Below are 23721 nucleotides of genomic sequence, written 5' to 3' on the forward strand. Positions count from 1 at the left end.
GGAAGAACTATGAGCGCGCACCCCGCCGGCCCTCGGCACGCCGAAATTCCGCACGCCCCCAATCTGCCGGAGCGTCCCCGCGACCCGCAGCAGATGATCGATCTGCCCGCGAATGTCTGGCCGCGCAACGCCTCCCGCGACGCCGACGGCGTGGTGCGGCTGGCCGGTGTGCCGGTGCACGAGCTGGCCGCCGAATTCGGCACCCCGCTGTTCGTGATCGACGAGGACGACTTCCGTTCCCGCTGCCGCGACATGGTGCGCGCGTTCGGCCCGAACGCGCGAGTGCACTACGCGTCCAAGGCTTTCCTGTGCGGCGAGATCGCCCGCTGGATCCGCGACGAGGGCCTGTCGCTGGACGTGTGCTCCGGTGGCGAGCTCGCGGTGGCGCTGCACGCCGATTTCCCGGCCGAGCGAATTGCGTTGCACGGCAACAACAAATCGGCGACCGAGCTGGAAGCGGCCGTCGCGGCGGGGGTCGGCCACGTGGTGGTCGACTCGCTGATCGAGATCGAGCGTCTCGAGGCCATCGCGGGCCGCGCCGGTGTCGTGCAGGACGTGCTGGTTCGAGTCACCGTCGGCGTGGAAGCCCATACGCACGAATACATTTCGACCGCGCACGAGGATCAGAAGTTCGGCTTCTCGATCGCTGGTGGCGACGCGATGGAGGCGCTGGCGCGCGTCTTCGACGCGGACAACCTGCGCCTGGTCGGCCTGCACAGCCACATCGGCTCGCAGATCTTCGAGATCGACGGCTTCGAGATCGCCGCGCGCCGCATGCTGCGGTTGCTGCACGACGCCATCGAGAAGTTCGGCGTCGACCGCACCGCGCAGATCTCCACGCTGGATCTCGGTGGCGGACTTGGTATTTCGTACCTGCCGAGCGATGACCCGCCGCCGCTGGACGACTTCGCCGCGAAGGTGTGCGACCTGGTCGCCGCGGAGGCGGCCGTCATCGGCCTGCCGCAGCCGAAGATCGCGGTGGAACCCGGCCGCGCCATCGCCGGACCGGGCACCGTCACCCTGTACGAGGTCGGCACCATCAAGGACGTCTCCCTCGACGGTGGCCTGCGCAGGCGCTACATCAGCGTCGACGGCGGTATGAGCGACAACATCCGCCCGGCGCTGTATCAGGCCGACTACGACTGCCGCCTGGTTTCCCGTTCGTCCGAGGCCGCGGCCGTGGTCGCGCGCGTCGTCGGAAAGCATTGCGAGAGTGGCGATATCGTCATCCGCGACACCTGGATGCCCGAGGACGTCGGCCCCGGCGATCTCGTCGCCGTCGCCGCGACCGGTGCGTACTGCTATTCGATGTCCAGCCGATACAACCAGCTGACCCGCCCCGCGGTGGTCGCGGTGCGCGACGGACAACCGCGTCTCATCCTGCGCCGGGAAACGGTGGCGGACCTGCTCAGCTTGGAGGTGCAATGAACTCTGTATCGCATAGCGATTCCATCAGGGGTGGTGGCCGGGCGGCGGGTGGGCCCAATCCCACTCCGACCTGGGGGAGAGATCAGCCGATCGGTGTAGCGGTCCTCGGTATGGGCAATGTCGGCACCGAGGTCGTGCGGATTCTGCGCGATCATTCCGAAGACCTGCGTTCTCGCGTCGGCGCGCCGCTGGTGTTGCGTGGCGTCGCGGTGCGCAATCTCGACAACGATCGCGGCCTGCCGCCGCACCTGCTGACCACCGACGCGGACGCCCTGGTCGCCCGCGACGACGTCGACCTGGTGGTCGAGGTGATCGGCGGCATCGACCCGCCGCGCCGCCTGATCCTGGCCGCGCTGAACGCGGGCAAATCCGTGGTGACCGCGAACAAGGCGCTGCTGGCCGACTACACCGGCGAACTCGCGGCGGCCGCCGAACGCAACCGCGCCGACCTGTACTTCGAGGCCGCGGTGGCCGGCGCCATCCCGGTGGTCCGCCCGCTCATCCAGTCGCTGGCCGGCGACCGGGTCAACCGGGTGGTCGGCATCGTCAACGGCACCACCAACTTCATCCTCTCCGCGATGGACGAGACCGGCGCCGACTACGAGGTCACCCTGAAGGAGGCCACCCGCCTCGGCTACGCGGAGGCCGATCCGACCGCCGACGTGGAGGGCTACGACGCCGCCGCCAAGGCCGCGATCCTCGCCTCGCTCGCGTTCCACACCAGGGTCACCGCGGCCGACGTGTACCGCGAGGGCATCTCCAAGATCAGCTCCGAGGACCTGGAGACCGCGTCCGCGCTGAACTGCACGGTCAAGCTGCTCGCCATCTGCGAGCGGGTGCCCGCCGGACCGGGCGAGCCGACCGTGGCCGAGGGCGGCAAGGACCGCGTTTCGGTGCGCGTCTACCCGGCCCTGGTGCCGCGCAAGCATCCGCTGGCCGCCGTGAGCGGCGCGTTCAACGCGGTGGTCGTCGAGGCGGAGAACGCCGGACGGCTGATGTTCTACGGACAGGGCGCCGGTGGCGCGCCGACCGCGTCCGCGGTGCTCGGCGATCTGGTGATGGCCGCGCGCAACAAGTTCTACGGTGGCCGCGCCCCCGGCGAATCGGTTTATGCTGAGCTACCGATCGCGCCGATCGGCGATACGCCCACCCGCTACCACGTGAACCTGCAGGTGGCAGACCGTCCCGGGGTTCTTGCCGCGGTGGCGGGCGAATTCGCCAAGCACGAGGTGAGCATTTCGACCGTCCGCCAAGAGGGACACGGCACGGGTGCTCGCTTGGTCGTGGTTACCCACCACGCCGTGGAATCAGCGCTCGCGGACACCGTCGCCGCCCTTGGCGAGATGGAATCCGTCACATCAATCACCAGTGTTCTGCGATTGGAAGGCACCGAAGAATGAGTACGACTGGCGTGGCGCCGCAGGCAGGAGTGCACTCCCGCTGGCCCGGTTTGATCGCGGCGTACCGCGATCGGATCGCGGGTGCGGCGGAATGGGAGCCGGTCACCCTGTACGAGGGCGGAACGCCGCTGGTGCCCGCACCGCATCTGTCCGAATTGACCGGATGTGATGTTTATCTCAAGGTCGAGGGCCTGAACCCGACCGGCTCGTTCAAGGACCGCGGTATGACGGTCGCGATCACCGACGCCAAGTACCAGGGCCAGCAGGCGGTGCTCTGCGCGTCCACCGGCAACACCTCGGCATCCGCCGCGGCCTACGCCACCCGCGCGGGCATGACCTGTGCCGTGCTGATCCCGCAGGGCAAGATCGCGATGGGCAAGCTGGCCCAGGCGGTCATGCTGGGCGCCAAGATCATTCAGGTGGACGGCAACTTCGACGATTGCCTGGAGTTGGCCCGCAAGGTCACCTCGGACTTTCCCAGCATCGGCCTGGTCAACTCGGTGAACCCGGCCCGCATCGAGGGCCAGAAGACCGCGTCGTTCGAGATCTGCGACGTGCTCGGCAAGGCCCCCGACGTGCACGCGCTGCCGGTGGGTAACGCGGGCAATATCACCGCGTACTGGCGCGGCTACCGCGAGTACTACGCCGACGGCATCACCACCCAGCTGCCGCGCATGCTCGGCGTGCAGGCCGCCGGGGCGGCGCCGCTGGTCAACGGTGCGCCGGTGAGCAACCCGGAGACCATCGCGACGGCCATCCGGATCGGCGCGCCCGCGTCCTGGAACGGCGCGATGGCGGCGAAAGACGAGTCCGGTGGCGCGTTCCGCGCGGCCACCGACGACGAGATCCTGGCGGCATACCGCCTGGTCGCGGCCCGCGAGGGCGTGTTCGTCGAGCCTGCGTCGGCGGCCAGTGTCGCCGGTCTGCTCGCCGCGCACCAGGAGGGCTGGCTGGATTCGGGCCTCACCGTCGTGTGCACCGTCACCGGCAACGGGCTCAAGGATCCCGACACCGCGCTGCTGGGAATGCCGCAGGTGCAGGCGATTCCGGTCGACCCGGTCGCGGTCGCCCACGAACTAGAGTTGGCCTGAGTTGAATTCGCGCGAAGGCCAATTGACTGTGCGGTCGCGGACCGCAGGCGCGAGTCGCACGCTGCCCGCGGGCCTTTCGGTAACCGCGCGGGTGCCTGCGTCGAGCGCGAACCTCGGTCCCGGGTTCGATTCGCTCGGTATGGCTTTGGGGATCTACGACGAGATCGAGGTCCGCACTACCGATTCCGGGCTCGGCATCCGGGTCGAGGGTGAGGGCGCCGACGACGTCCCCTGGGGCCCTTCACATCTCGTGGTGCGCGCGATCGAGCGCGGGCTCGAGTCGGCGGGCGTCTGGGCCGACGGCCTCGATGTGGTGTGCCGCAACGTGATTCCGCATTCGCGTGGGCTCGGCTCCTCGGCCTCGGCCGTCGTCGGCGGGCTGGCCGCGGGCTGCGCCATCGCGGCGAAGTTCGATCCGGCGCTGGCCACCTCCACCGACCAATTGGTGCAGCTCGCATCGGAATTCGAGGGTCACCCGGACAACGCGGCGGCCAGCGTGCTCGGCGGCATCGTGGTGTCCTGGACCGAGACCGACCGGGCCGCCGACATCGGCCAGGACGGTGTGCCGGTGGCCGAGCATCACGGCCGCGTCTACCGGGCCGTACGGCTCGACCCGCATCCGACGCTGCGGCCCTTCGTCCTCATTCCGGAGGAACGCTCGTCCACCGCGCACACCAGGGGTTTGCTGCCCGAGGTGGTGCCGCACGGCGACGCCGCGTTCAACGTCAGCCGGGCCGCCCTCGCGGTGGTGGCGCTGACCCAGCGTCCCGACCTGCTGATGCCCGCGACGGCCGACCGGCTGCACCAGGCCCAGCGTGCGCCCGCGCTGCCGCTGACCACCACCTGGATTTCCCGGCTGCGCGCGGCGGGCATCGCGGCCACCGTTTCGGGTGCCGGTCCCACCGTATTGGCCTTGAGTACCTGCGAATTCCCCGCCGAACTCCGTGAACTCGCGGCCATGGACGGGTTGCGAGTGGTCGAACCCGGACTGGCCGATGGAGTACTGACCGACTGACGGCGCGTCTGGCTTGCCGAGATTCGCAATGGGCAGCTATCCTGAGCGAGTCCGTACATCGTGCGCATCAGACGCCGGTGCTTCATCAGGGCAATCGCTCCAGCAGGCTCCAGGCTCGAGCCTCCAGGCCATGGGGGTGCTGCGTAGCTGCGCAACTGGAATGATCACTCCCCACCTCACACCACCGGTGGCGAAGCGGACGGACGCATCCGAGTCCGGCAGAATGCCCGGACTGCGGGACGAACCCTCGAAACAGCACACGGCAATCGGGGGAAGGAAAGGATTTCCGTGACAGATACGGACCTGCTCGCAACACCCGGGGTGGATTCCAACCCAACATCTCCGGGGGACCGCGAAAGTGACTCCGGACAGATTTCGAAGATGAGCGAACAAACCGACGTCGCACGATCGGGGCTGACTGGAATGTTGTTGCCGCAGTTGCGCGCGCTCGCGGGGGAGCTCGGTATCCGAGGCACCTCCGGAATGCGCAAAGGCGATTTGATCGCCGCAATCAAAGAAAATCAGTCCGGGAAACCGGGCAAGGGTGAAAAGCCCGAAGGGGGACAGGCCAAGTCCGCGGTTTCCGCCAAGGCCGACACACCCGGTAATACGGAAGCGCCGGCCGCCGCGTCGACGCCCGCTCGGGCAGAGCAGGGGACCCTCGATGTGTCCACCGCCCCGGCGAAGGAAACTCCGGTAGTCGAGGCTGCTGCTCCGGCGAAGGAATCTGCTCCCGTGAACTCGGCACCGGCCGAGGCCGCACCGGCCAACACGGCGGAGTCCACCGAGGACTCCGGCCGCGAGAGTGGTCAGCGTGGTCGTGGTCGGCAGCGGCGCGGCCGTGACCAGGCGCGATCCGGCGGCGGCGAGACCGCGACCGCCGATGCGCGTGGTGACGAGCCGAAGCAGGACACCGAGCAGGGCGAGCGGCGCCGCGAGCGCAACCAGTCGGGCGAGCGGAATCAGTCCGAGCGCAACCAGTCCGGTGAGCGTAATCAGGGCGAGCGCAACCAGTCCGGTGACCGCAACCAGTCGGGCGAGCGTAATCAGTCGGGCGAGCGCAACCAGTCGGGCGAGCGTAATCAGTCCGGTGAGCGCGGCCAGTCCGGCGAGCGCAACAACCAGAACGGCAATGGTGGCGGAAACGCCAACGGCGGCCGGAACAACGACCGCAACAATGCGCGCAACAACAATGACGACGACGAAGGAGACGGTCGCGGCCGGCGGGGACGCCGATTCCGCGAGCGGCGTCGTGGTCGTGACCGCGAGCCGGGCACCGGTGGCGGCGAGGCGCGCGAGCTGGAGATCCGCGACGACGATGTGCTTCAGCCGGTCGCGGGCATCCTCGACGTGCTGGACAACTACGCCTTCGTCCGGACCTCGGGCTACCTGGCCGGACCGAACGACGTCTACGTCTCGATGAACCTGGTCCGCAAGAACGGCCTGCGCCGCGGTGACGCGATCACCGGTGCGGTGCGCGCCCCGCGCGACGGTGAGCAGAACAACCAGCGGCAGAAGTTCGATCCGCTGGTCCGCCTCGACACGGTCAACGGCGGCGACGTCGAAGACTCGAAGCGGCGGCCCGAGTTCAGCAAGCTCACCCCGCTCTACCCGAATCAGCGGCTGCGCCTGGAGACTCAGCAGAACAAGCTGACCACCAGGGTCATCGACCTGATCATGCCGATCGGTAAGGGCCAGCGCGCCCTGATCGTCTCGCCGCCGAAGGCCGGTAAGACGACGATCATGCAGGACATCGCGAACGCCATCGCCATCAACAACCCCGAGGTCTACCTCATGGTTGTGCTGGTCGACGAGCGTCCGGAAGAGGTCACCGACATGCAGCGTTCGGTGAAGGGTGAGGTCATCGCCTCCACCTTCGACCGTCCGCCGGGCGACCACACCTCCGTCGCCGAGCTCGCCATCGAGCGGGCCAAGCGACTGGTGGAAATGGGCAAAGACGTTGTGGTGCTGCTCGACTCGATCACTCGACTGGGTCGTGCGTACAACAACTCCTCGCCCGCTTCCGGTCGAATCCTGTCCGGTGGTGTCGATTCCACCGCGCTGTACCCGCCCAAGCGGTTCCTCGGCGCGGCGCGCAACATCGAGAACGGCGGCTCGCTCACCATCATCGCGACCGCGATGGTGGAGACCGGTTCCACCGGTGACACCGTCATCTTCGAGGAGTTCAAGGGCACCGGTAACGCGGAGCTCAAGCTGGACCGCAAGATCGCGGAACGGCGTGTGTTCCCCGCGGTGGACGTGAACCCGTCCGGCACTCGTAAGGACGAGCTACTGCTCAACCCCGACGAGGCCGCGGTGCTGCACAAGCTGCGCCGCGTACTGTCCGGCCTGGACTCGCACCAGGCGATCGATCTGCTGATCGACCGTCTGAAGAAGTCCAAGAACAACCTCGAGTTCCTGATGCAGGTGAGCAAGACCGCACCTGGCGCTCTGGACGAGTAAGTTCGCAAGTTGTATTGCCGAGAGGGCTCCGCATTCGCGGGGCCCTTTCGGCGTTCGAGGGCAGAAGAACATGAGACTGTCCCGCCTCTCCGCGTATTCAGGCCAGACTTGGGTGCCGCGAGGGTGGCGTTGGCGACCGGCGGCGCGTGCCTGCCTGAGTTCTGGGCGTTCCCGGCGAGTTACCCATGTACTCGCGAAATCAGTTGATGCGATGGCATTTGCCGAGAGGGCTCCGGGTAGACGGGGCCCTCTCGACCTTTGCGGGCAGAAGAACATGAGCCCGATGATGGCCGCGCCGCTGATCATGAGGCTGAGAATGATCGCCGATGTCTCCACTGCACTCCCCTCCGGAGCGGTGGTCGAAGCCTCGACATACACGGCGGTTCCCGGCGCTGCCGTGGTCGCGGTGTCCGGCAGGGCACACCAGCCGACCGCGACAGCGAGGATCAACAGACCGAAGAGCGCCGACGCGACTCGGATGTTCACAAGTTCTCCCTTCGCTGGTCACGGCACGCCGTTGTGCAAGGTCTCAAACTCTATGAACGAAGCTGTTCGCATACCTGAGTAGCCAACTACCCGTCTTCAGGGTTCCCGAGACACCGGCGAAGCGCGTGCCCGAACTTCCTGGGGCGGCGGCGATGGGGGGAGTACCTAGGGCGGGAACAAACCACTTGCCGGGGGTGTTTTGGGAGCGTAGGGACTGTTCTGGCATACTGAACGGTCGTTGCGTCTGCTCTGTTTCGAGCAGACCTCCCGCCTAAGTCGGCTCCGGTTCACGTTCCCGCGATTCGCGCGTGAGCGACCCGGCGGCCAATATCGAGAGGACACCCATGAAGGCAGGAATCCACCCCACGTATGTCGAGACCACGGTCGTCTGTGGTTGCGGCAATACGTTCCAGACTCGCAGCACCAAGGAGTCGGGACACATCAACGTCGAGGTCTGCTCGCAGTGCCACCCGTTCTACACCGGCAAGCAGAAGATCCTCGACACCGGTGGCCGCGTGGCCCGCTTCGAGGCCCGCTACGGCAAGCGTGCCGGCAGCAAGAAGGCCGACGCGGACGACGCCGCAGCCAAGTAGCTTCCTCGCCGACGCCCGGTCCTGCTCCGCAGGCCGGGCGTCGGTGTTTTGTATGACGTCCTTTTCACCAGGGAAATCAGAAAGAGGAAGCACAAGTGACGCAACCGTCCGCGATCGACGACATTCTGGCCGAGCACGCCGGCCTGGAGACGCAGCTGTCCGATCCGGCGCTGCACAATGATCCGGGCGCCGCGCGCCGGGTCGGCAAGCGATTCGCCGAGCTCGCGCCGGTCATGGCCACCTACACCAAGCTGAAGTCCGCGCGCGACGATCTCGCCGCCGCGCAGGAACTCGGCGCCGACGACGCGGCCTTCGCCGCCGAGGTCCCCGATCTGGAACGCCAGGTCGCCGAGCTGGAGCAGACCCTCGCGGACCTGCTCGCCCCGCGCGACCCGCACGACGGTGACGATGTGGTGCTCGAGGTGAAATCCGGTGAGGGCGGCGAGGAATCGGCGCTGTTCGCCGCCGACCTGGCCCGCATGTACGTCCGCTATGCGGAACGGCACGGCTGGAAGGTCGAGATCCTCGACGTCACCGTGTCCGATCTCGGCGGGTACAAGGACGCGACGCTGTCCATCAAGAGCCGTGACGCCGCCCGTGACGGTGTCTGGTCGCGCTTCAAGTTCGAGGGCGGCGTGCATCGGGTGCAGCGCGTTCCGGTGACCGAATCGCAGGGCCGCATCCACACCTCGGCCGCGGGCGTGCTGATCTACCCGGAACCCGACGAGGTGGAGGCGGTGCAGATCGACGAGACCGACCTGCGCATCGACGTTTACCGTTCCTCGGGCAAGGGCGGCCAGGGCGTCAACACCACCGACTCCGCCGTCCGCATCACCCACCTGCCCTCCGGCATCGTGGTGACCTGCCAGAACGAGCGTTCGCAGCTGCAGAACAAGGCCCGCGCCATGCAGGTGCTCGCCGCCCGGCTGCAGGCCCTCGCCGAGGAACAGGCCGACCAGGAGGCCGCGGCGGGCCGGGCCAGCCAGATCCGCACCGTGGACCGCTCCGAGCGCATCCGCACCTACAACTTCCCGGAGAACCGCATCGCCGACCACCGCATCGGTTTCAAGGCGCACAACCTGGATGCCGTGCTCGATGGTGAGTTGGATCCGCTGCTCGACGCCCTCGGCAAAGCGGACCGCGAAGCTCGAATGGCCGCAGAGTAAACACCTTTCGGGAAGAGTTGCTGTCATGTCTGTGACCCGTGTAGCCCTGCGCCCCGCCATCAACGAAGCCGTCGAGACGCTGCGGCAGGCCGGGGTGCACAGTCCGCAGGCCGATGCGGAGCAGTTGGCCGCGCATGTGCTCGGGGTCGAGCGCAGCAGGCTCATGCTGACTCCGCTCGTCGCGCCCGATCAGTTGGCCGAGTATCGCGTGCTGGTGGACCGGCGGGCGCAGCGAATTCCGTTGCAGCACTTGACCGGAACCGTGGCGATGGGCGAGATCGACCTGGCGGTCGGGCCCGGGGTATTCATTCCACGGCCGGAGACCGAGTTGCTGTTCGCCTGGGCGCTCGCTCAGCTCGAGGCACTGCCGCACGATCACCAGCCGGTCGTCGTCGACCTGTGCACCGGCTCCGGCGCGCTGGCGCTGGCCATCGCGCACGCGCGCCCGGACGCCGATGTGCATGCGGTAGAACTCGATTCGGCGGCGCTGCAGTGGGCGCGGCGCAATGCCGACCGGTGCATCGCCGACGGCGACACCCCGATCACCCTGCACGCCGATGACGTCACCGACCCGAACCTGCTGACCGAACTCGACGGCCGAGTCGACCTGGTGGTGTCCAACCCGCCCTACATCCCCGAAGGCGCGCAACTGGATCCCGAAGTCGCCGACCACGATCCGCACCTGGCGCTCTTCAGCGGTCCGGACGGTCTGGATGTGATCCGCGCCATGATCCCCACCATCACCCGCCTACTGCGCACAGGCGGTGCGACGGCGATCGAACACGACGACTCCAACGGCTCGGACCTAGCCGCTCTGCTGGGCAAACAAGGTGACTTCATCGACATCGTCGAACACCCCGACCTGGCGGGCAAGCCGCGCTTCGTCGCCGCGACGCGAACTGACTCGCACTCGACCTCGTCCAGGCAGCGTAACGACTGATTTCGTACGCACATGGGTAACTCATCGGGTACCGGCTAACTCACCTGCGATTTCACCGCCGGCCGCCAACGCTACGGCCGAGGCACCCCAGTCTGGCCTGAAGTCGCGGAGAGGCGGGGGAGCTCTCCGCGCATGCCCGTGACAAGATGATGCCCGTGAGTACCGTCTATGACTGCGCGGATCCCGATACCCGCGCTGCCGGACTGACCGCAGCCACCAGCGCCCTGAAGTCCGGGCGACTTGTCGTGCTGCCTACCGACACGCTGTATGGCCTGGCCGCGGACGCTTTCGACGCCACCGCGGTGAGCTCGCTGCTCGCCGCCAAGCGTCGCGGCCGCGACATGCCGGTGCCGGTCCTGGTCGGTTCCTGGCACACCATCGACGGCCTGGTCTTCTCGGTCCGCCCGCAGGCCCGCGAGCTGATCCGGGCGTTCTGGCCCGGCGGCCTGAGTCTCGTTGTGCAGCAAGCGCCTTCACTCGCCTGGGATCTCGGCGACACGCGCGGCACGGTGATGCTGCGGATGCCGCTGCACCCGGTCACCCTGGAACTGCTCCGCGAGGTCGGCCCGCTGGCCGTCTCCAGCGCCAACGTCTCCGGTCAGCCGCCCGCCAAGACCTCCGACGAGGCCCGCGATCAACTGGGCGACCTGGTCAACGTCTACCTCGACGGCGGTCCGGCCGACCATGCCGTCGCCTCCACCATCGTCGACCTCACCGCCGACCAGCCGCGCATCCTGCGCGAGGGCGCGGTACCCATCGCCGACATCGCCGAGGTGCTCGGCATGTCGCCGGAGGCGCTGACCAGCGCCGCCATCCGATGATCGGTGAGTGCCGCGGATGACCGGTTCGGGTGCCGTCGTCCCGCTGCGGGAGCTATTGCTCGTCCTGCTCATCTCCGCGGTCGTGACCTTTCTCGCGACCGGCGGAATCCGGGTGCTCGCCATCGGATTCGGCGCCGTGGCGGTGCCGCGCGAACGTGACGTGCACGTCAAGCCGATCCCGCGGATGGGCGGTGTCGGCATCTACGTCGGCGTGGTCGCGGCGATGCTGTTCGCGTACCGGCTGCCCGCGCTGCGCCGCGGCTTCGACTACACCCCGAATATTCCGCTCGCGGTGCTGGTGGCGAGCACGATCATCGTCGCGGTCGGCATCGTCGACGACCGGTGGGGCCTGGACGCGTTGACCAAGTTCGCCGGACAGGTGACCGCGGCGGGCGTCATGGCCGTGATGGGTTTGAGCTGGTACAGCATTTACAACCCGTTCAACAACACGACGGTGTTCCTGGACGCGTTGCAAGGCGGTCTCGTCACGGTGGCGGTCACGGTGACCCTGGTCAACGCGATGAACTTCGTCGACGGGCTCGATGGGCTCGCGGCCGGACTCGGATTGATCGCGGCGGTCGCGGTTTTCGTGTTCGCGATCGGTTTGATGAACGAGCAGGGCGGTTCGGTCGACACCTATCCGCCCGCGCTGCTCGCCGCCGCGCTGGCCGGCGCCTGCCTCGGCTTCCTGCCACACAATTTCCAGCCCGCCCGGATATTCATGGGCGACTCGGGCTCGATGCTGATCGGCCTGGTTCTCGCCGCCGTCTCCACCAGCGCGTCCGGGCGCATTCCGCTGCAGGGCTTCGGGACCCGCGACATCGTCGGTCTGTTGTCGCCGCTGCTGCTGGTCGGCGCGGTCATGTTCATTCCGGTGCTCGATCTGGTGCTGGCGATCGTCCGGCGGGTGCGCGCGGGTGTGAGCTTCTCCACTCCGGACAAGATGCATCTGCATCACCGCTTGCTGCAGATCGGGCATTCGCACCGGCGGGTGGTGCTGCTCATCTACTTATGGGTCGGGATCCTCGCGTTCGGCGCCGTCGGCACCGCGTTGATGAACCTCACACTCGTTGTCCTGCTGGTGGCGGGCGGGCTGGTCTTCGCCCTCGTCGTCACGGCCATTCCCGGGCTGCGCCGCGGGGAGGCAGCGGGGGACCGGCCGCCGCCCGGGTAAGGTTCGCGGATGTGAGCGAGCGGAGCGAGTGAACCATGAACACAGCGCCCAAGGGCACGACGGAGCCGAGCGTCAGCGAGGCGCAGTCGTGAACTTCACTCCCACCCCGGTCCCCGGTCCCGACGCCCCGCTCAAGGCGGCGTTGCGCTACGGCTTGATCGGTTTGGGCGTGCTGGTGGTGTTGTCCGTCGCCATCGGCGCCGCGGCCGCAGGCACGCCGGGCCTGTGGGGTGCGCTGATCGGCTCGGCCATCGGCGGCGGCTTCATTCTGACCACCGCCGCGGTGGTGTTGTTCGGCGCGAAATTGCCGCCGTCCACGGCGGGCATGGTGATGCTGGCCAGCTGGGTCGGTAAAATGCTGGTTGCGCTTTTGGTCATAGCAATACTGAATCAATTCGACTTTTATGACCGAATGGTCCTTTTCTTGACCGTGATCGGCGCGTTGTTCATCGTGCTCGGCGCGGAGACGTATGGCGTTGTCAGACAGAAGGTTCCGTACGTGACGGTGCCGGACGCGACCCCGGATTCGCCCGCTCGGGAAGATTGATCCCCACCCACCTACACGCTGTCGTAGATAACTTGGTAAAGTGTTGGTAAGCAAGCAACCAAGCGAGGGGGGATCGTCAAGATCCCTCCGAGTGCCGCTATGCTTACTGCCGTGCCGGGCTCTGAGGGTTCCGGTTCTGCATGTCGACGATGTCGCCGACACACGTACAGACGCCAGGTGGAATCAAAACCCGCCGCACAGCTGCTGACGAACTTCGAGCCGACCTGAGTCGACCCAAATTGATCGTCAATGTCCGATCGAACCGTGGGATCAACCGAACCCACGGCCCGAACACGGGAGAGAACGCTGAGCGTCACCACTTTGGCGGGCGAGTTCCACGCGCCATCGCTGTCCGACTTCTTCCCTCCAGCGCTGCTGTTCGAGGGTACGCCGTTCGAACTCGATCGTTTGATGCTGATCAGGCTGATCATGTCGGCGGTCCTGATTGTCGTGATGATGCTCGCATTCCGGAATCCCCGTCTCGTCCCGCGCGGACTGCAGAACGTCGCCGAAACCGGTCTGGTGTTCGTCAAGGAGCAGATTTGCGACGAGATCCTGGGTAAGGAATCCGGTCGCAAGTACTTTCCGCTCATCGCGACAATCTTCTTCTCGGTGCTCTTTCTGAACTTCTCCGGCATCATTCCGGGTTTGAACATCTCGTCGAACGCCCGAATCGGCTTTCCGCTGGTGCTGGCCCTGATCGCCTACGTCACATTCAACTACGTGGGTATCAAGAAGTACGGGTTCTTCACCTACATGCGCGCCAGCATCGTCGTTCCGAACGTTCCGCCCGCGCTGCACGTGCTGCTGATTCCGATCGAGTTCGTCTCGACGTTCATCCTGCGGCCGTTCACGCTGACCGTGCGACTCATGGCCAACATGCTGGCCGGGCACATCATGCTGGTGCTTTTCTTCAGCGCCACCTGGTTCTTCTTGTTCGATGCCGTCTCGTGGATGAAGGTGTTCTCGCCGTTCTCGCTGCTCGCGGGTCTCGGCTTCACCCTCTTCGAGCTGCTGGTCATCTTCTTGCAGGCCTACGTTTTCTCCCTGCTGACCGCGGTCTACATCGGACTTGCCCAGCACGCAGATTCGCACTGACCCACAACTACCGGATACCTGCTACACACGCCGACCGGCGGGTGAGCAACAGAAAGGGAAATGGAACCTCATGAGCCTCGCGTACCTGGCCCAGGAAGCCGCTTCGAACTCTGACAAGATCAAGGGATACGGCGCTATCGGCTACGGTCTCGCCGCCATCGGCCCCGGCATCGGTGTAGGCATCGTCGTCGGTAAGGCGATCGAGGGCATTGCCCGTCAGCCCGAGCTCCAGGGCACGATCCGTACCAACATGTTCCTCGGTATCGCGTTCACCGAGGCCCTCGCCCTGATCGGCCTTGTGGCCGGCTTCATCTTCTGATTGCCATGAACGGGCTTTCTGTGTTCGCCGCGGATGCTGGGGAAGACATCAACCCCCTCATCCCCGAGACATACGACATCGTGTGGTCGGTGGTCTGCATTGCGATCATCGGCGTCGTTTTCTACAAATATGTGATCCCGCGCGTGCTCAAGGTGCTCGACGAGCGCAGCGATAAGATCGAGGGCGGCATCGCTCGGGCCGAGGCCGCGCAGGAACAGGCCCAGCTCACACTGCAGCAGTACCAGCAGCAGCTGGCCGAAGCGCGGCTCGAGGCATCGCGTATCCGTGAGGACGCGCGCACCCAGGGCCAGCAGATCCTCGCGCAGATGCGCGCGGACGCGCAGGCCGAAAGTGACCGCATCGTTGCCGCGGGCCACAGCCAGCTGGAAGCACAGCGCCAGCAAATCCTTACCGAACTGCGCTCCGAACTCGGCCATACCGCCGTAGATTTGGCCGAAAAGATTATCGGGCAGTCGGTTTCGGACGAAGCTAAGCAGGCGGCGTCGATCGAGCGGTTCCTGACCGAGCTCGACGATGAGTCGAAAGCCGGCATCGGGGTCGGAAGGTAGCGACGCGAAAGTGAGAAGCATGTACGCAGCGAGCCGCGAGGCCTGCGCCCGGTCTCGGGAGGCGCTCAGGGCCGCTCTGACCGGAAGCGACAGTGTCGCGGCCACAACGGGTTCCGAACTGTTCGCCGTTGTCGCCGTGCTGGACGACCAGCGTTCGCTGCGTGTTGCGCTCGCGGACGTGTCGGTGCCCGGCTCGGTCCGGGCCGAGCTCAGTGAGCGGGTCTTCGGCGGAAAGGTCAACCCGGCCACGCAGGCCGTGTTGACCACCGCCGTGGCCCAGGACTGGTCCCGGACCGCCGACCTGGTCGACACCCTGGTGTTGCTCGGGCAAGAGGCGTTGCTGGAGTCGGCGGCCGACAGTGGCCGGCTCGACGCGGTCGAGGACGAGCTGTTCCGGCTCGGTCGGATCATCAGCGACAACCCCGACCTCGAGCAGGCCCTTTCCGATCGGACCAAGCCGGCCGAGGCCAAGCGGGATCTGATCGATCGCCTGCTCACCGGCAAGACCGAATCCATCACGCTAACCCTGGCTGAGCAGGTGGTGACCAGGCAGAAGACGGCAGTCGGGGTGGCATTCGACGAACTGTCCGACCTGGCTGCGGCCCGTCGCGACCAGATCGTGGCGCATGTGCGTGCGGCGATCGAACTGTCGGCGCAGCAGCGCGAGCGGCTCGCCGCCTCGCTGCATCGCATCTACGACAAGCCGATCCAGGTGCACGTACAGGTCGACCCGAGTCTGCTGAGCGGGCTGGTCGTACACGTCGGCGACGACGTGATCGACGGCAGCGCCATCGGCAGGCTCGAACGGCTGCGTCGGTCCCTGACCTGACGTCCTCATCCCCCCGACTATTCGACACAGCGAGAGCAGGAAGAACATGGCGGAGCTGACGATCTCCTCCGACGAGATCCGTAGCGCGATCGAGAGCTACACGCAGAGCTACACCCCCGAGACCTCCATCGAAGAAGTCGGTGTTGTCACCGACACGGCCGACGGCATCGCGCATGTCAGCGGCCTGCCTTCGGCAATGGCCAATGAGCTGCTGGAGTTCCCGGGTGGCGTGCTCGGCGTGGCGCTGAACCTCGAAGACCGCTCGATCGGTGCGGTCATCCTCGGCGAATACGCCGACCTCGAAGAGGGCCAGCAGGTCCGCCGGACCGGCGATGTGCTCTCGGTTCCGGTGGGCGACAACTTCCTCGGCCGCGTGGTCGACCCGCTCGGCAAGCCGATCGACGGCCTCGGCGAGATCGAGGCCGAAGAGCAGCGCGTGCTCGAGCTGCAGGCCGCCTCCGTGCTGGAGCGTCAGCCCGTCGAGGAGCCGCTGGCCACCGGCATCACCGCCATCGACGCCCTCACCGCGATCGGCCGTGGCCAGCGTCAGCTGATCATCGGCGACCGCAAGACCGGCAAGACCGCGGTCTGCATCGACGCCATCCTGGCGCAGAAGGCGAACTGGGACTCCGGCGATCCGGCGAAGCAGGTGCGCTGCATCTACGTCGCCATCGGCCAGAAGGGTTCCACCATCGCGGGCGTCAAGTCCGCGCTGGAGGCCCGTGGCGCGCTGGAGTACACCACCATCGTCGCGGCTCCCGCGTCCGACTCGGCCGGCTTCAAATGGCTTGCGCCGTACACCGGTTCGGCCCTCGGCCAGCACTGGATGTACCAGGGCAAGCACGTCCTCATCGTGTTCGACGACCTGACCAAGCAGGCCGAGGCGTACCGCGCCATCTCGCTGCTGCTGCGTCGCCCGCCGGGCCGCGAGGCGTACCCGGGTGACGTCTTCTACCTGCACTCCCGCCTGCTGGAGCGTTGCGCGAAGCTGTCCGACGAGCTGGGCGCAGGCTCGATGACCGGTCTGCCGATCATCGAGACCAAGGCCAACGACATCTCGGCGTTCATCCCGACCAACGTCATCTCGATCACCGACGGCCAGGTCTTCCTCGAGTCCGACCTGTTCAACAAGGGCGTGCGCCCGGCGATCAACGTCGGTACCTCGGTCTCCCGTGTCGGTGGCGCGGCCCAGACCAAGGGCATGAAGAAGGTCGCAGGCTCGCTGCGTCTGGAAATGGCGCAGTTCCGCGAGCTGGAGGCATTCTCCGCGTTCGCCTCCGACCTCGATGCCGCGTCGCTGGCGCAGCTCGAGCGTGGCGCCCGCTGGGTCGAGCTGCTCAAGCAGGACCAGTACTCGCCGGTCGCCGTCGAGGACCAGATCGTCTCGATCTTCCTGGTCGACGACGGCCGCTTCGACTCGGTCCCGGTCGCCGACATCCGTCGCTTCAACGGCGAACTGCTCGAGCACCTGCACCGTGCTGCGGCCGACGCCTTCAAGTCGATCGAGGGTGGCAAGGTCCTCAAGGACGAGGCCGCCGATCAGATCAAGGCGGAGACCGACAAGTTCAAGCAGGGCTTCCTCGCCTCCGATGGCAGCCGTGTGGTGAACGAGGCCGAAGCGGCCGATCTCGAGCACGAAGAGGTCGAGACGCTGTCGGTCACCCGCAAGCACGTCGAGAAGTGACCCAGGTTCGGGACTGATGCGATCTATTAATGCCGATGCGAATGAAGGGAGTGTGACTGATGGCAAGTTTGCGTGAATTGCGCTCCCGCATTCGTGGTGTGAATTCGATCAAGAAGATCACCAAGGCCCAGGAGCTGATCGCGACCTCGCGAATCTCCAAGGCGCAGGCCAGGGTTGCGGCCGCCAAGCCGTACGCCGAGGAGATCACCAAGGTCCTCGGTGAGCTGGCGAACGCGTCGAAGAACCTGACCCACCCACTGCTGACCGAGCGCGCCGAGCCGCGCCGGGCGGCGGTGCTGGTGATCACCAGTGACAGCGGCATGGCCGGTGGCTACAACTCCAACGTGCTCAAGCGCGCCGAAGAGTTGATGCACACGCTGCGCGGCGAGGGCAAAGAGCCGGTGATCTACGTGATGGGCAACAAGGGCCTCACGTACTACACCTTCCGCAACCGCACCCCGGTCGCGTCGTGGTCCGGGTTCTCGCAGCAGCCGAAGTACTCCGATGCGTCGGCGGCCTGCAACCACCTCGTCGAGGCCTTCATGGCCGGTTCCGAAGGCGTGGTTCCCGCGCCGAACGGCACCGGCGATATCGCGGGTGTCGACGAGCTGCACATCGTGTACACGCGATTCGTGTCGATGCTGACGCAGACCCCGGAGGTGCGCCGGTTGGCGCCGATCCAGGTGAGCTACGTCGACGAGAACTTCGACATGGGTGAGGACTTCGTGTCCGATTCGCCGACGGCGGATGTGCACGCGCAGTACGAGTTCGAGCCCGACGCCGATGTGCTGCTGGCGGCCCTGCTGCCGAAGTACATCAACACGCGTATCTACTCATCGTTGCTCGAGGCAGCGGCATCCGAGTCCGCGGCTCGGCGCACCGCAATGAAGGCAGCCACCGATAACGCCAACGACCTTGCCACGGACCTTTCCCGGCAGGCGAACTCGGTGCGGCAGGCCCAGATCACGCAGGAAATCAGCGAAATTGTCGGCGGCGTAAACGCGCTGGCTTCGAGCTCGGACCGCGACTAAGCGCAGGAAGAGAAAAATGACCGCAGCAGTCACGCAAGACAACACGAGTCGGACCGGCGCAGACGCAGGTCGCGTCGTCCGAGTCATCGGCCCCGTCGTCGACGTCGAGTTCCCCCGGGGCTCGATCCCAGAGCTGTTCAACGCTCTGCACGCCGAGATCACCCTGACCTCGGTGGCCAAGACGCTGACCCTCGAGGTTGCCCAGCACCTCGGCGACGGCATCGTGCGTTGCATCTCGATGCAGCCCACCGACGGCCTGGTCCGTAGCGCGGCCGTCACCGACACCGGCAAGCCGATCTCGGTGCCGGTCGGCGACGTCGTCAAGGGCCACGTGTTCAACGCCCTCGGCGATTGCCTGGACAGCCCCGGCCTCGGCCGCGACGGCGAGCAGTGGGGCATCCACCGCAAGCCCCCGTCATTCGACCAGCTCGAGGGTAAGACCGAGATCCTGGAGACGGGCATCAAGGTCATCGACCTGCTCACCCCGTACGTGAAGGGTGGCAAGATCGGCCTGTTCGGTGGCGCCGGTGTCGGCAAGACCGTGCTCATCCAGGAGATGATCACCCGTATCGCGCGGGAGTTCTCCGGTACCTCGGTGTTCGCCGGCGTCGGCGAGCGCACCCGTGAGGGCACCGACCTGCGCCTGGAAATGGAAGAGATGGGCGTCCTCCCGGACACCGCCCTCGTCTTCGGCCAGATGGACGAGCCGCCGGGCACCCGTATGCGCGTCGCGCTCTCGGCTCTCACCATGGCCGAGTACTTCCGCGACGTGCAGCACCAGGACGTGCTGCTGTTCATCGACAACATCTTCCGGTTCACCCAGGCCGGTTCCGAGGTGTCGACCCTGCTCGGCCGCATGCCGTCCGCCGTCGGTTACCAGCCGACCCTCGCGGACGAGATGGGTGAGCTGCAGGAGCGCATCACCTCGACCCGTGGTCGGTCGATCACCTCGCTGCAGGCGATCTACGTGCCCGCCGACGACTACACCGACCCGGCGCCGGCCACCACCTTCGCCCACCTGGATGCGACGACCGAGCTTTCCCGCCCGATCTCGCAGAAGGGCATCTACCCGGCCGTCGACCCGCTGACCTCGACGTCGCGGATCCTCGAAGCATCCATTGTTGGTGACCGGCACTTCGCCGTCGCCAACGAGGTGAAGCGAATCCTGCAGAAGTACAAGGAACTGCAGGACATCATCGCCATCCTCGGCATGGACGAGCTCTCCGAAGAGGACAAGGTCCTCGTCGGCCGCGCCCGTCGCCTGGAGAAGTTCCTCGGCCAGAACTTCATCGTGGCCGAGAAGTTCACCGGCCAGGTCGGTTCGGTGGTTCCGCTGGAGCAGACCATCGACGACTTCGACCGGGTCTGCAAGGGCGAGTTCGACCACTTCCCGGAGCAGGCGTTCAACAGCTGCGGTGGTCTCGACGATGTCGAGGCGGCCGCGAAGAAGATCGCCGGAAAGTAGTCCCGATGTCAGAAATGTCAGTCGATCTCGTCGCCGTCGAACGGCTGCTCTGGTCCGGCCAGGCAACGTTCGTCAGCGCGCAGACCACCGAGGGTCAGATCGGCATCATGCCGGGCCACGAGCCGCTGCTCGGTCAGCTGGTCGAGGGCGGCACGGTGGCCATCGTCTCCACCGACGGCGAGCGCATCGTCGCGGCGGTGCACGGCGGCTTCTTCTCGGTGACCGCGAGCACGGTCCGGATCCTGGCCGAGTCGGCGGAATTCGCCGACGAGGTGGATGTCGAGGCGGCCCGGCGCGTGCTGGCCGACTCGGCGGCCAGCGAAGAGGACCAGCTGGCGGCGCAGGCCCAGGTCCGCGCGGCCGAGCAGGCTGCGAACGCGTAAGCGACAACCGGATACAGAACACCAGACTGTCGGCGGCGAAGGGACCTTCGCCGCCGACAGTCGTCTTATAACGGCTTACGATCGTCTTAATACACGGCCCCCCAGTTTGTAAACTTGGTGGCGTGGTTGAATGACCGCGGGGTGGCGACAGAGCGAAGGGACGAACTGCATTGCAGACCGGGATGGTTCTCCTGATCATTCTGGTGCTCACGCTCGTGTTCCTGGCCCTCGCCTCGACCTATCGCCTGATCATGTTGCGGCGCGGCGGAACCGCCGCACTGTTGCGAGTACTACCCGCGCGCGGTGGTCAGGGGTGGCGGCACGGACTGATCCGCTACGACGAGGACCGAATGGTCTTTTTCAAGCTGACCAGCCTGAAACTCGGACCGGACTGCACAATTCACCGCCAGGGCATCGAGATCGGCGACCGTCGCGGACCCGTCGGCGACGAATACGACATCATGAGCGACGACATCGCGGTGATCGCGGTGACCGATCGGGACGGCAGCTACGAGCTGGCCCTGGATCGAGCATCGCGGACCGCATTCCTCTCCTGGGTGGAATCCCGCCCGTCCGACCGCACCCGCCGGATGCGCTAGTTAGCGCAGATGTGGGGCTGCCCCACGCAACAACTGATTTCGCGAGTACATGGGTAACTCGCCGGGAACGCCCAGAACTGGAGTAGATATTGCCGCCGGCCCGGAACGCAACGGCCGGGTGCCTGACGTCCGGCAAAAGTCTCGGGGAGGCGGGGGAGCTAGGGTTGTGCTGTGAGTGTTCATCTGACGCGGATCTACACGCGTACCGGCGATGACGGGACCACTGGTCTCAGCGATTTTTCGCGGGTGGCGAAGACCGATCCTCGGCTGGTCGCGTATGCCGACTGCGATGAGACGAACGCCGCAATCGGGGTGGCTCTCGCGCTCGGGCAGCCCGAGGAGCAGTTGCGCGAGGTGCTGCTGCAGATACAGAACGATCTGTTCGATGCGGGGGCGGATCTGTCTACCCCCGTTGTCGCGGAGCCGAAGTATCCGCCGCTGCGCATCGAACAGCTCTACATCGATCGGCTCGAGGGTTGGTGCGATGAGTTCAATGCTGAACTGCCGGCACTGAATTCGTTCATATTGCCGGGTGGCACCCCGCTCGCGGCGCTGTTGCACACGGCGCGCACCGTCGCCCGCCGCGCGGAGCGTTCCGCCTGGTCGGCGGTCGAGACACACCCGGACGATACGAACGTTTTGCCCGCCAAGTACCTCAACCGCCTGTCGGATCTGCTGTTCATCCTGAGCCGCGTGGCGAATCCGGGCGGCGATATCCTGTGGAAGCCCGGCGGAACCAGGGCGAGCACCTGATAATGCTCGAGACACGAGGACGCACGTCCTCGAGTTCATGGGTAACACCCCGGGTATACCCAGAACTCGTGGGGGACGGTAGGAGGCGAAGCCGACGGGGGCGGGTGAGTTCAGTCCGGCACCCGACCGCCGGCCTGTAACCGAACTACCGTGGCACCCACTAGTGCGCTGAATACCCGGAGTGGCGGAACAGTGCCGCAACTATCCTTGCACCCAACAGTGCGCCGAATACGCGGAGAGGCGGCATGGAACGGTTTTTGGTTACCGGCGGGAATCGACTCGTCGGTGAAGTCGCGGTGGGGGGCGCCAAGAACAGCGTCCTCAAGCTGATGGCCGCTGCCTTGCTGGCCGAAGGCACCACCACGATCACGAACTGCCCGGACATTCTCGACGTGCCGCTGATGGGTGACGTGCTGCGCGGCCTCGGCTGCGACGTCGCGATCGACGCCGGGGTGGTCACCATCGACACCCCGGCAGAACCGAAGTACCACGCGGACTTCCCCGCGGTGACGCAGTTCCGCGCGTCGGTCTGTGTACTCGGTCCGCTGATGGCGCGCTGCAAGCGTGCCGTCGTCGCGCTACCCGGCGGCGATGCGATCGGTTCCCGTCCACTCGATATGCATCAGGCCGGTCTGCGGTTGCTCGGTGCGACCAGCGAGATCGAGCACGGTTGCGTGGTCGCGCGGGCCGACGAACTGCAGGGCGCCAAGATTCGGCTCGACTTCCCCTCGGTGGGTGCGACCGAGAACATCTTGATGGCGGCCGTGCTCGCCGAGGGCGAGACGGTGATCGACAACGCCGCGCGCGAACCCGACATCGTCGACCTGTGCAACATGCTGGTGCAGATGGGTGCCCGGGTCACCGGTGCGGGTACTTCGGTACTGACGGTGCAGGGCGTCAAGCGGCTCTCGCCGACGACGCACCGGGTGATCGGCGACCGTATCGTGGCGGCCACCTGGGGAATCGCCGCGGCGATGACGATGGGCGACGTCCGGGTGACCGGGGTCAATCCCAAGCATCTGTCCTTGGTACTGGACAAGCTGCGCTCGGCGGGCGCACGCATCTCCTTCGAGCAGGACGGTTTCCGTGTGGTCCAGGCCGAGCGGCCGCGCGCGGTGAACTTCTCCACGCTGCCGTTCCCCGGATTCCCCACCGATCTACAGCCGATGGCGATCGGGCTCGCCGCGATCGCGGACGGCACCTCGATGATCACCGAGAACGTCTTCGAGGCGCGCTTCCGTTTCGTCGAGGAGATGATCCGGCTCGGCGCCGACGCGCGGACCGATGGTCATCACGCGGTGGTGCGCGGTATTCCGCGGTTGTCCAGTGCGCCGGTGTGGTCGTCCGACATTCGGGCCGGCGCCGGTTTGGTACTTGCCGGTCTGGTTGCCGACGGAACCACCGAGGTGCACGACGTCTTCCACATCGACCGCGGTTACCCGAATTTCGTCGAGCAACTGCAGGCTTTGGGCGGCGAAGTGAAGCGGGTCGGCGCGGCGGAGTGAAGTGTTAACCTCGAAAACGCTTCTTGACCAGCGGATTTGACATGATGCACGCAGACACGTAACTTTATTCGAGTCAGAGCGACACGGACACCGACCCGGGCCGAAGAGCTGAGCGGAAACGCTGAGCGAAGGCGAGGGACACGAGGTAGTACGAGGAGCGCCTGACGCTCACACTGGCTCGACCGAGACCCCGATTTGGTTCTGGGGGAACGGCTGAGTTAAGCTGGATAGGTTGCCTCACTGATCAATCAGACAAAGTCTGGGCGATGGTTTGTGCGTGTGTTCTTTGAGAACTCAATAGTGTGTCGATGAATGTCAGTGCCAATTATTTAATTGGTTCCGGCCTCTCATACCCCCCGGTT

Annotated in this window: 22 protein-coding genes; all 22 read left to right on the top strand. The window is 66.2% G+C overall.

Features of this window, described 5'->3' with window-relative positions:
- Positions 1 to 9 precede the first annotated feature (9 nt).
- Positions 10 to 1428, top strand: a complete 1419-nt coding sequence (lysA, locus tag ACIBK2_RS10715) for a diaminopimelate decarboxylase (RefSeq protein ID WP_396965785.1) — start codon at positions 10 to 12, stop codon at positions 1426 to 1428.
- The gene (locus ACIBK2_RS10720) at positions 1425 to 2828 is read left to right on the top strand and encodes a homoserine dehydrogenase (RefSeq protein WP_396965787.1); all 1404 of its coding nucleotides are present in this window, start codon (positions 1425 to 1427) and stop codon (positions 2826 to 2828) included. The genes lysA and ACIBK2_RS10720 overlap by 4 nt, the downstream gene beginning before the upstream one ends.
- Positions 2825 to 3919 carry a threonine synthase gene (gene thrC / locus ACIBK2_RS10725; RefSeq protein ID WP_396965789.1) on the top strand — a complete coding sequence of 365 codons (1095 nt, stop codon included), beginning with the start codon at positions 2825 to 2827 and terminating at the stop codon, positions 3917 to 3919. The genes ACIBK2_RS10720 and thrC overlap by 4 nt, the downstream gene beginning before the upstream one ends.
- Before the next feature lies 1 nt (position 3920).
- Entirely contained in the window at positions 3921 to 4934 is a 1014-nt protein-coding gene (thrB, locus tag ACIBK2_RS10730) for a homoserine kinase (protein ID WP_396965791.1), read from the top strand.
- A gap of 288 nt (positions 4935 to 5222) precedes the next feature.
- Complete coding sequence (gene rho, locus ACIBK2_RS10735) at positions 5223 to 7397, top strand: transcription termination factor Rho (RefSeq protein WP_396965793.1); 2175 nt, start codon at positions 5223 to 5225, stop codon at positions 7395 to 7397.
- Between the two features lie 830 nt (positions 7398 to 8227).
- A complete protein-coding gene (gene rpmE / locus ACIBK2_RS10740; RefSeq protein ID WP_396965795.1) occupies positions 8228 to 8476 on the top strand; it encodes a 50S ribosomal protein L31 in 249 nt (82 codons plus the stop codon).
- A 95-nt stretch (positions 8477 to 8571) separates the two neighbouring features.
- The gene (gene prfA, locus ACIBK2_RS10745; protein WP_396965797.1) at positions 8572 to 9642 is read left to right on the top strand and encodes a peptide chain release factor 1; all 1071 of its coding nucleotides are present in this window, start codon (positions 8572 to 8574) and stop codon (positions 9640 to 9642) included.
- A 31-nt stretch (positions 9643 to 9673) separates the two neighbouring features.
- Positions 9674 to 10582, top strand: a complete 909-nt coding sequence (prmC, locus tag ACIBK2_RS10750) for a peptide chain release factor N(5)-glutamine methyltransferase (protein WP_396965928.1) — start codon at positions 9674 to 9676, stop codon at positions 10580 to 10582.
- A gap of 155 nt (positions 10583 to 10737) precedes the next feature.
- Positions 10738 to 11403, top strand: coding sequence for an L-threonylcarbamoyladenylate synthase (locus tag ACIBK2_RS10755; protein ID WP_396965799.1), 666 nt, complete (start codon positions 10738 to 10740; stop codon positions 11401 to 11403).
- A gap of 16 nt (positions 11404 to 11419) precedes the next feature.
- Positions 11420 to 12577 (top strand): glycosyltransferase family 4 protein, encoded by a 1158-nt coding sequence (locus tag ACIBK2_RS10760; RefSeq protein WP_396965801.1) that lies wholly within the window; start codon positions 11420 to 11422, stop codon positions 12575 to 12577.
- An 88-nt stretch (positions 12578 to 12665) separates the two neighbouring features.
- A complete protein-coding gene (locus ACIBK2_RS10765; protein ID WP_379286301.1) occupies positions 12666 to 13124 on the top strand; it encodes a hypothetical protein in 459 nt (152 codons plus the stop codon).
- A 249-nt stretch (positions 13125 to 13373) separates the two neighbouring features.
- Positions 13374 to 14222, top strand: coding sequence for a F0F1 ATP synthase subunit A (atpB, locus tag ACIBK2_RS10770; RefSeq protein WP_379286299.1), 849 nt, complete (start codon positions 13374 to 13376; stop codon positions 14220 to 14222).
- 70 nt (positions 14223 to 14292) lie between these two features.
- A complete protein-coding gene (locus tag ACIBK2_RS10775; RefSeq protein WP_150407935.1) occupies positions 14293 to 14541 on the top strand; it encodes an ATP synthase F0 subunit C in 249 nt (82 codons plus the stop codon).
- Positions 14542 to 14546: 5 nt separating this feature from the next.
- Positions 14547 to 15110, top strand: coding sequence for a F0F1 ATP synthase subunit B (locus tag ACIBK2_RS10780; protein ID WP_379286297.1), 564 nt, complete (start codon positions 14547 to 14549; stop codon positions 15108 to 15110).
- Positions 15111 to 15129: 19 nt separating this feature from the next.
- Positions 15130 to 15939 carry a F0F1 ATP synthase subunit delta gene (locus ACIBK2_RS10785; protein ID WP_396965804.1) on the top strand — a complete coding sequence of 270 codons (810 nt, stop codon included), beginning with the start codon at positions 15130 to 15132 and terminating at the stop codon, positions 15937 to 15939.
- A 46-nt stretch (positions 15940 to 15985) separates the two neighbouring features.
- Positions 15986 to 17623 carry a F0F1 ATP synthase subunit alpha gene (atpA, locus tag ACIBK2_RS10790; RefSeq protein ID WP_396965806.1) on the top strand — a complete coding sequence of 546 codons (1638 nt, stop codon included), beginning with the start codon at positions 15986 to 15988 and terminating at the stop codon, positions 17621 to 17623.
- Positions 17624 to 17682: 59 nt separating this feature from the next.
- Positions 17683 to 18654: a F0F1 ATP synthase subunit gamma gene (locus tag ACIBK2_RS10795; RefSeq protein ID WP_357386794.1), complete on the top strand. Its 972-nt coding sequence runs from the start codon at positions 17683 to 17685 to the stop codon at positions 18652 to 18654.
- Between the two features lie 16 nt (positions 18655 to 18670).
- Entirely contained in the window at positions 18671 to 20119 is a 1449-nt protein-coding gene (atpD, locus tag ACIBK2_RS10800) for a F0F1 ATP synthase subunit beta (RefSeq protein WP_396965809.1), read from the top strand.
- Positions 20120 to 20124: 5 nt separating this feature from the next.
- The gene (locus ACIBK2_RS10805; protein ID WP_396965811.1) at positions 20125 to 20502 is read left to right on the top strand and encodes a F0F1 ATP synthase subunit epsilon; all 378 of its coding nucleotides are present in this window, start codon (positions 20125 to 20127) and stop codon (positions 20500 to 20502) included.
- A gap of 182 nt (positions 20503 to 20684) precedes the next feature.
- Positions 20685 to 21101, top strand: coding sequence for a DUF2550 domain-containing protein (locus ACIBK2_RS10810; RefSeq protein ID WP_357392215.1), 417 nt, complete (start codon positions 20685 to 20687; stop codon positions 21099 to 21101).
- Between the two features lie 171 nt (positions 21102 to 21272).
- A complete protein-coding gene (locus ACIBK2_RS10815) occupies positions 21273 to 21854 on the top strand; it encodes a cob(I)yrinic acid a,c-diamide adenosyltransferase (protein ID WP_396965813.1) in 582 nt (193 codons plus the stop codon).
- Positions 21855 to 22099: 245 nt separating this feature from the next.
- Positions 22100 to 23359, top strand: coding sequence for a UDP-N-acetylglucosamine 1-carboxyvinyltransferase (gene murA / locus ACIBK2_RS10820; RefSeq protein WP_150407926.1), 1260 nt, complete (start codon positions 22100 to 22102; stop codon positions 23357 to 23359).
- Positions 23360 to 23721 lie beyond the last annotated feature (362 nt).

It is taken from the genome of Nocardia sp. NPDC050175, assembly GCF_044459885.1.
In the GTDB taxonomy this organism is placed as follows: Bacteria; Actinomycetota; Actinomycetes; order Mycobacteriales; family Mycobacteriaceae; genus Nocardia.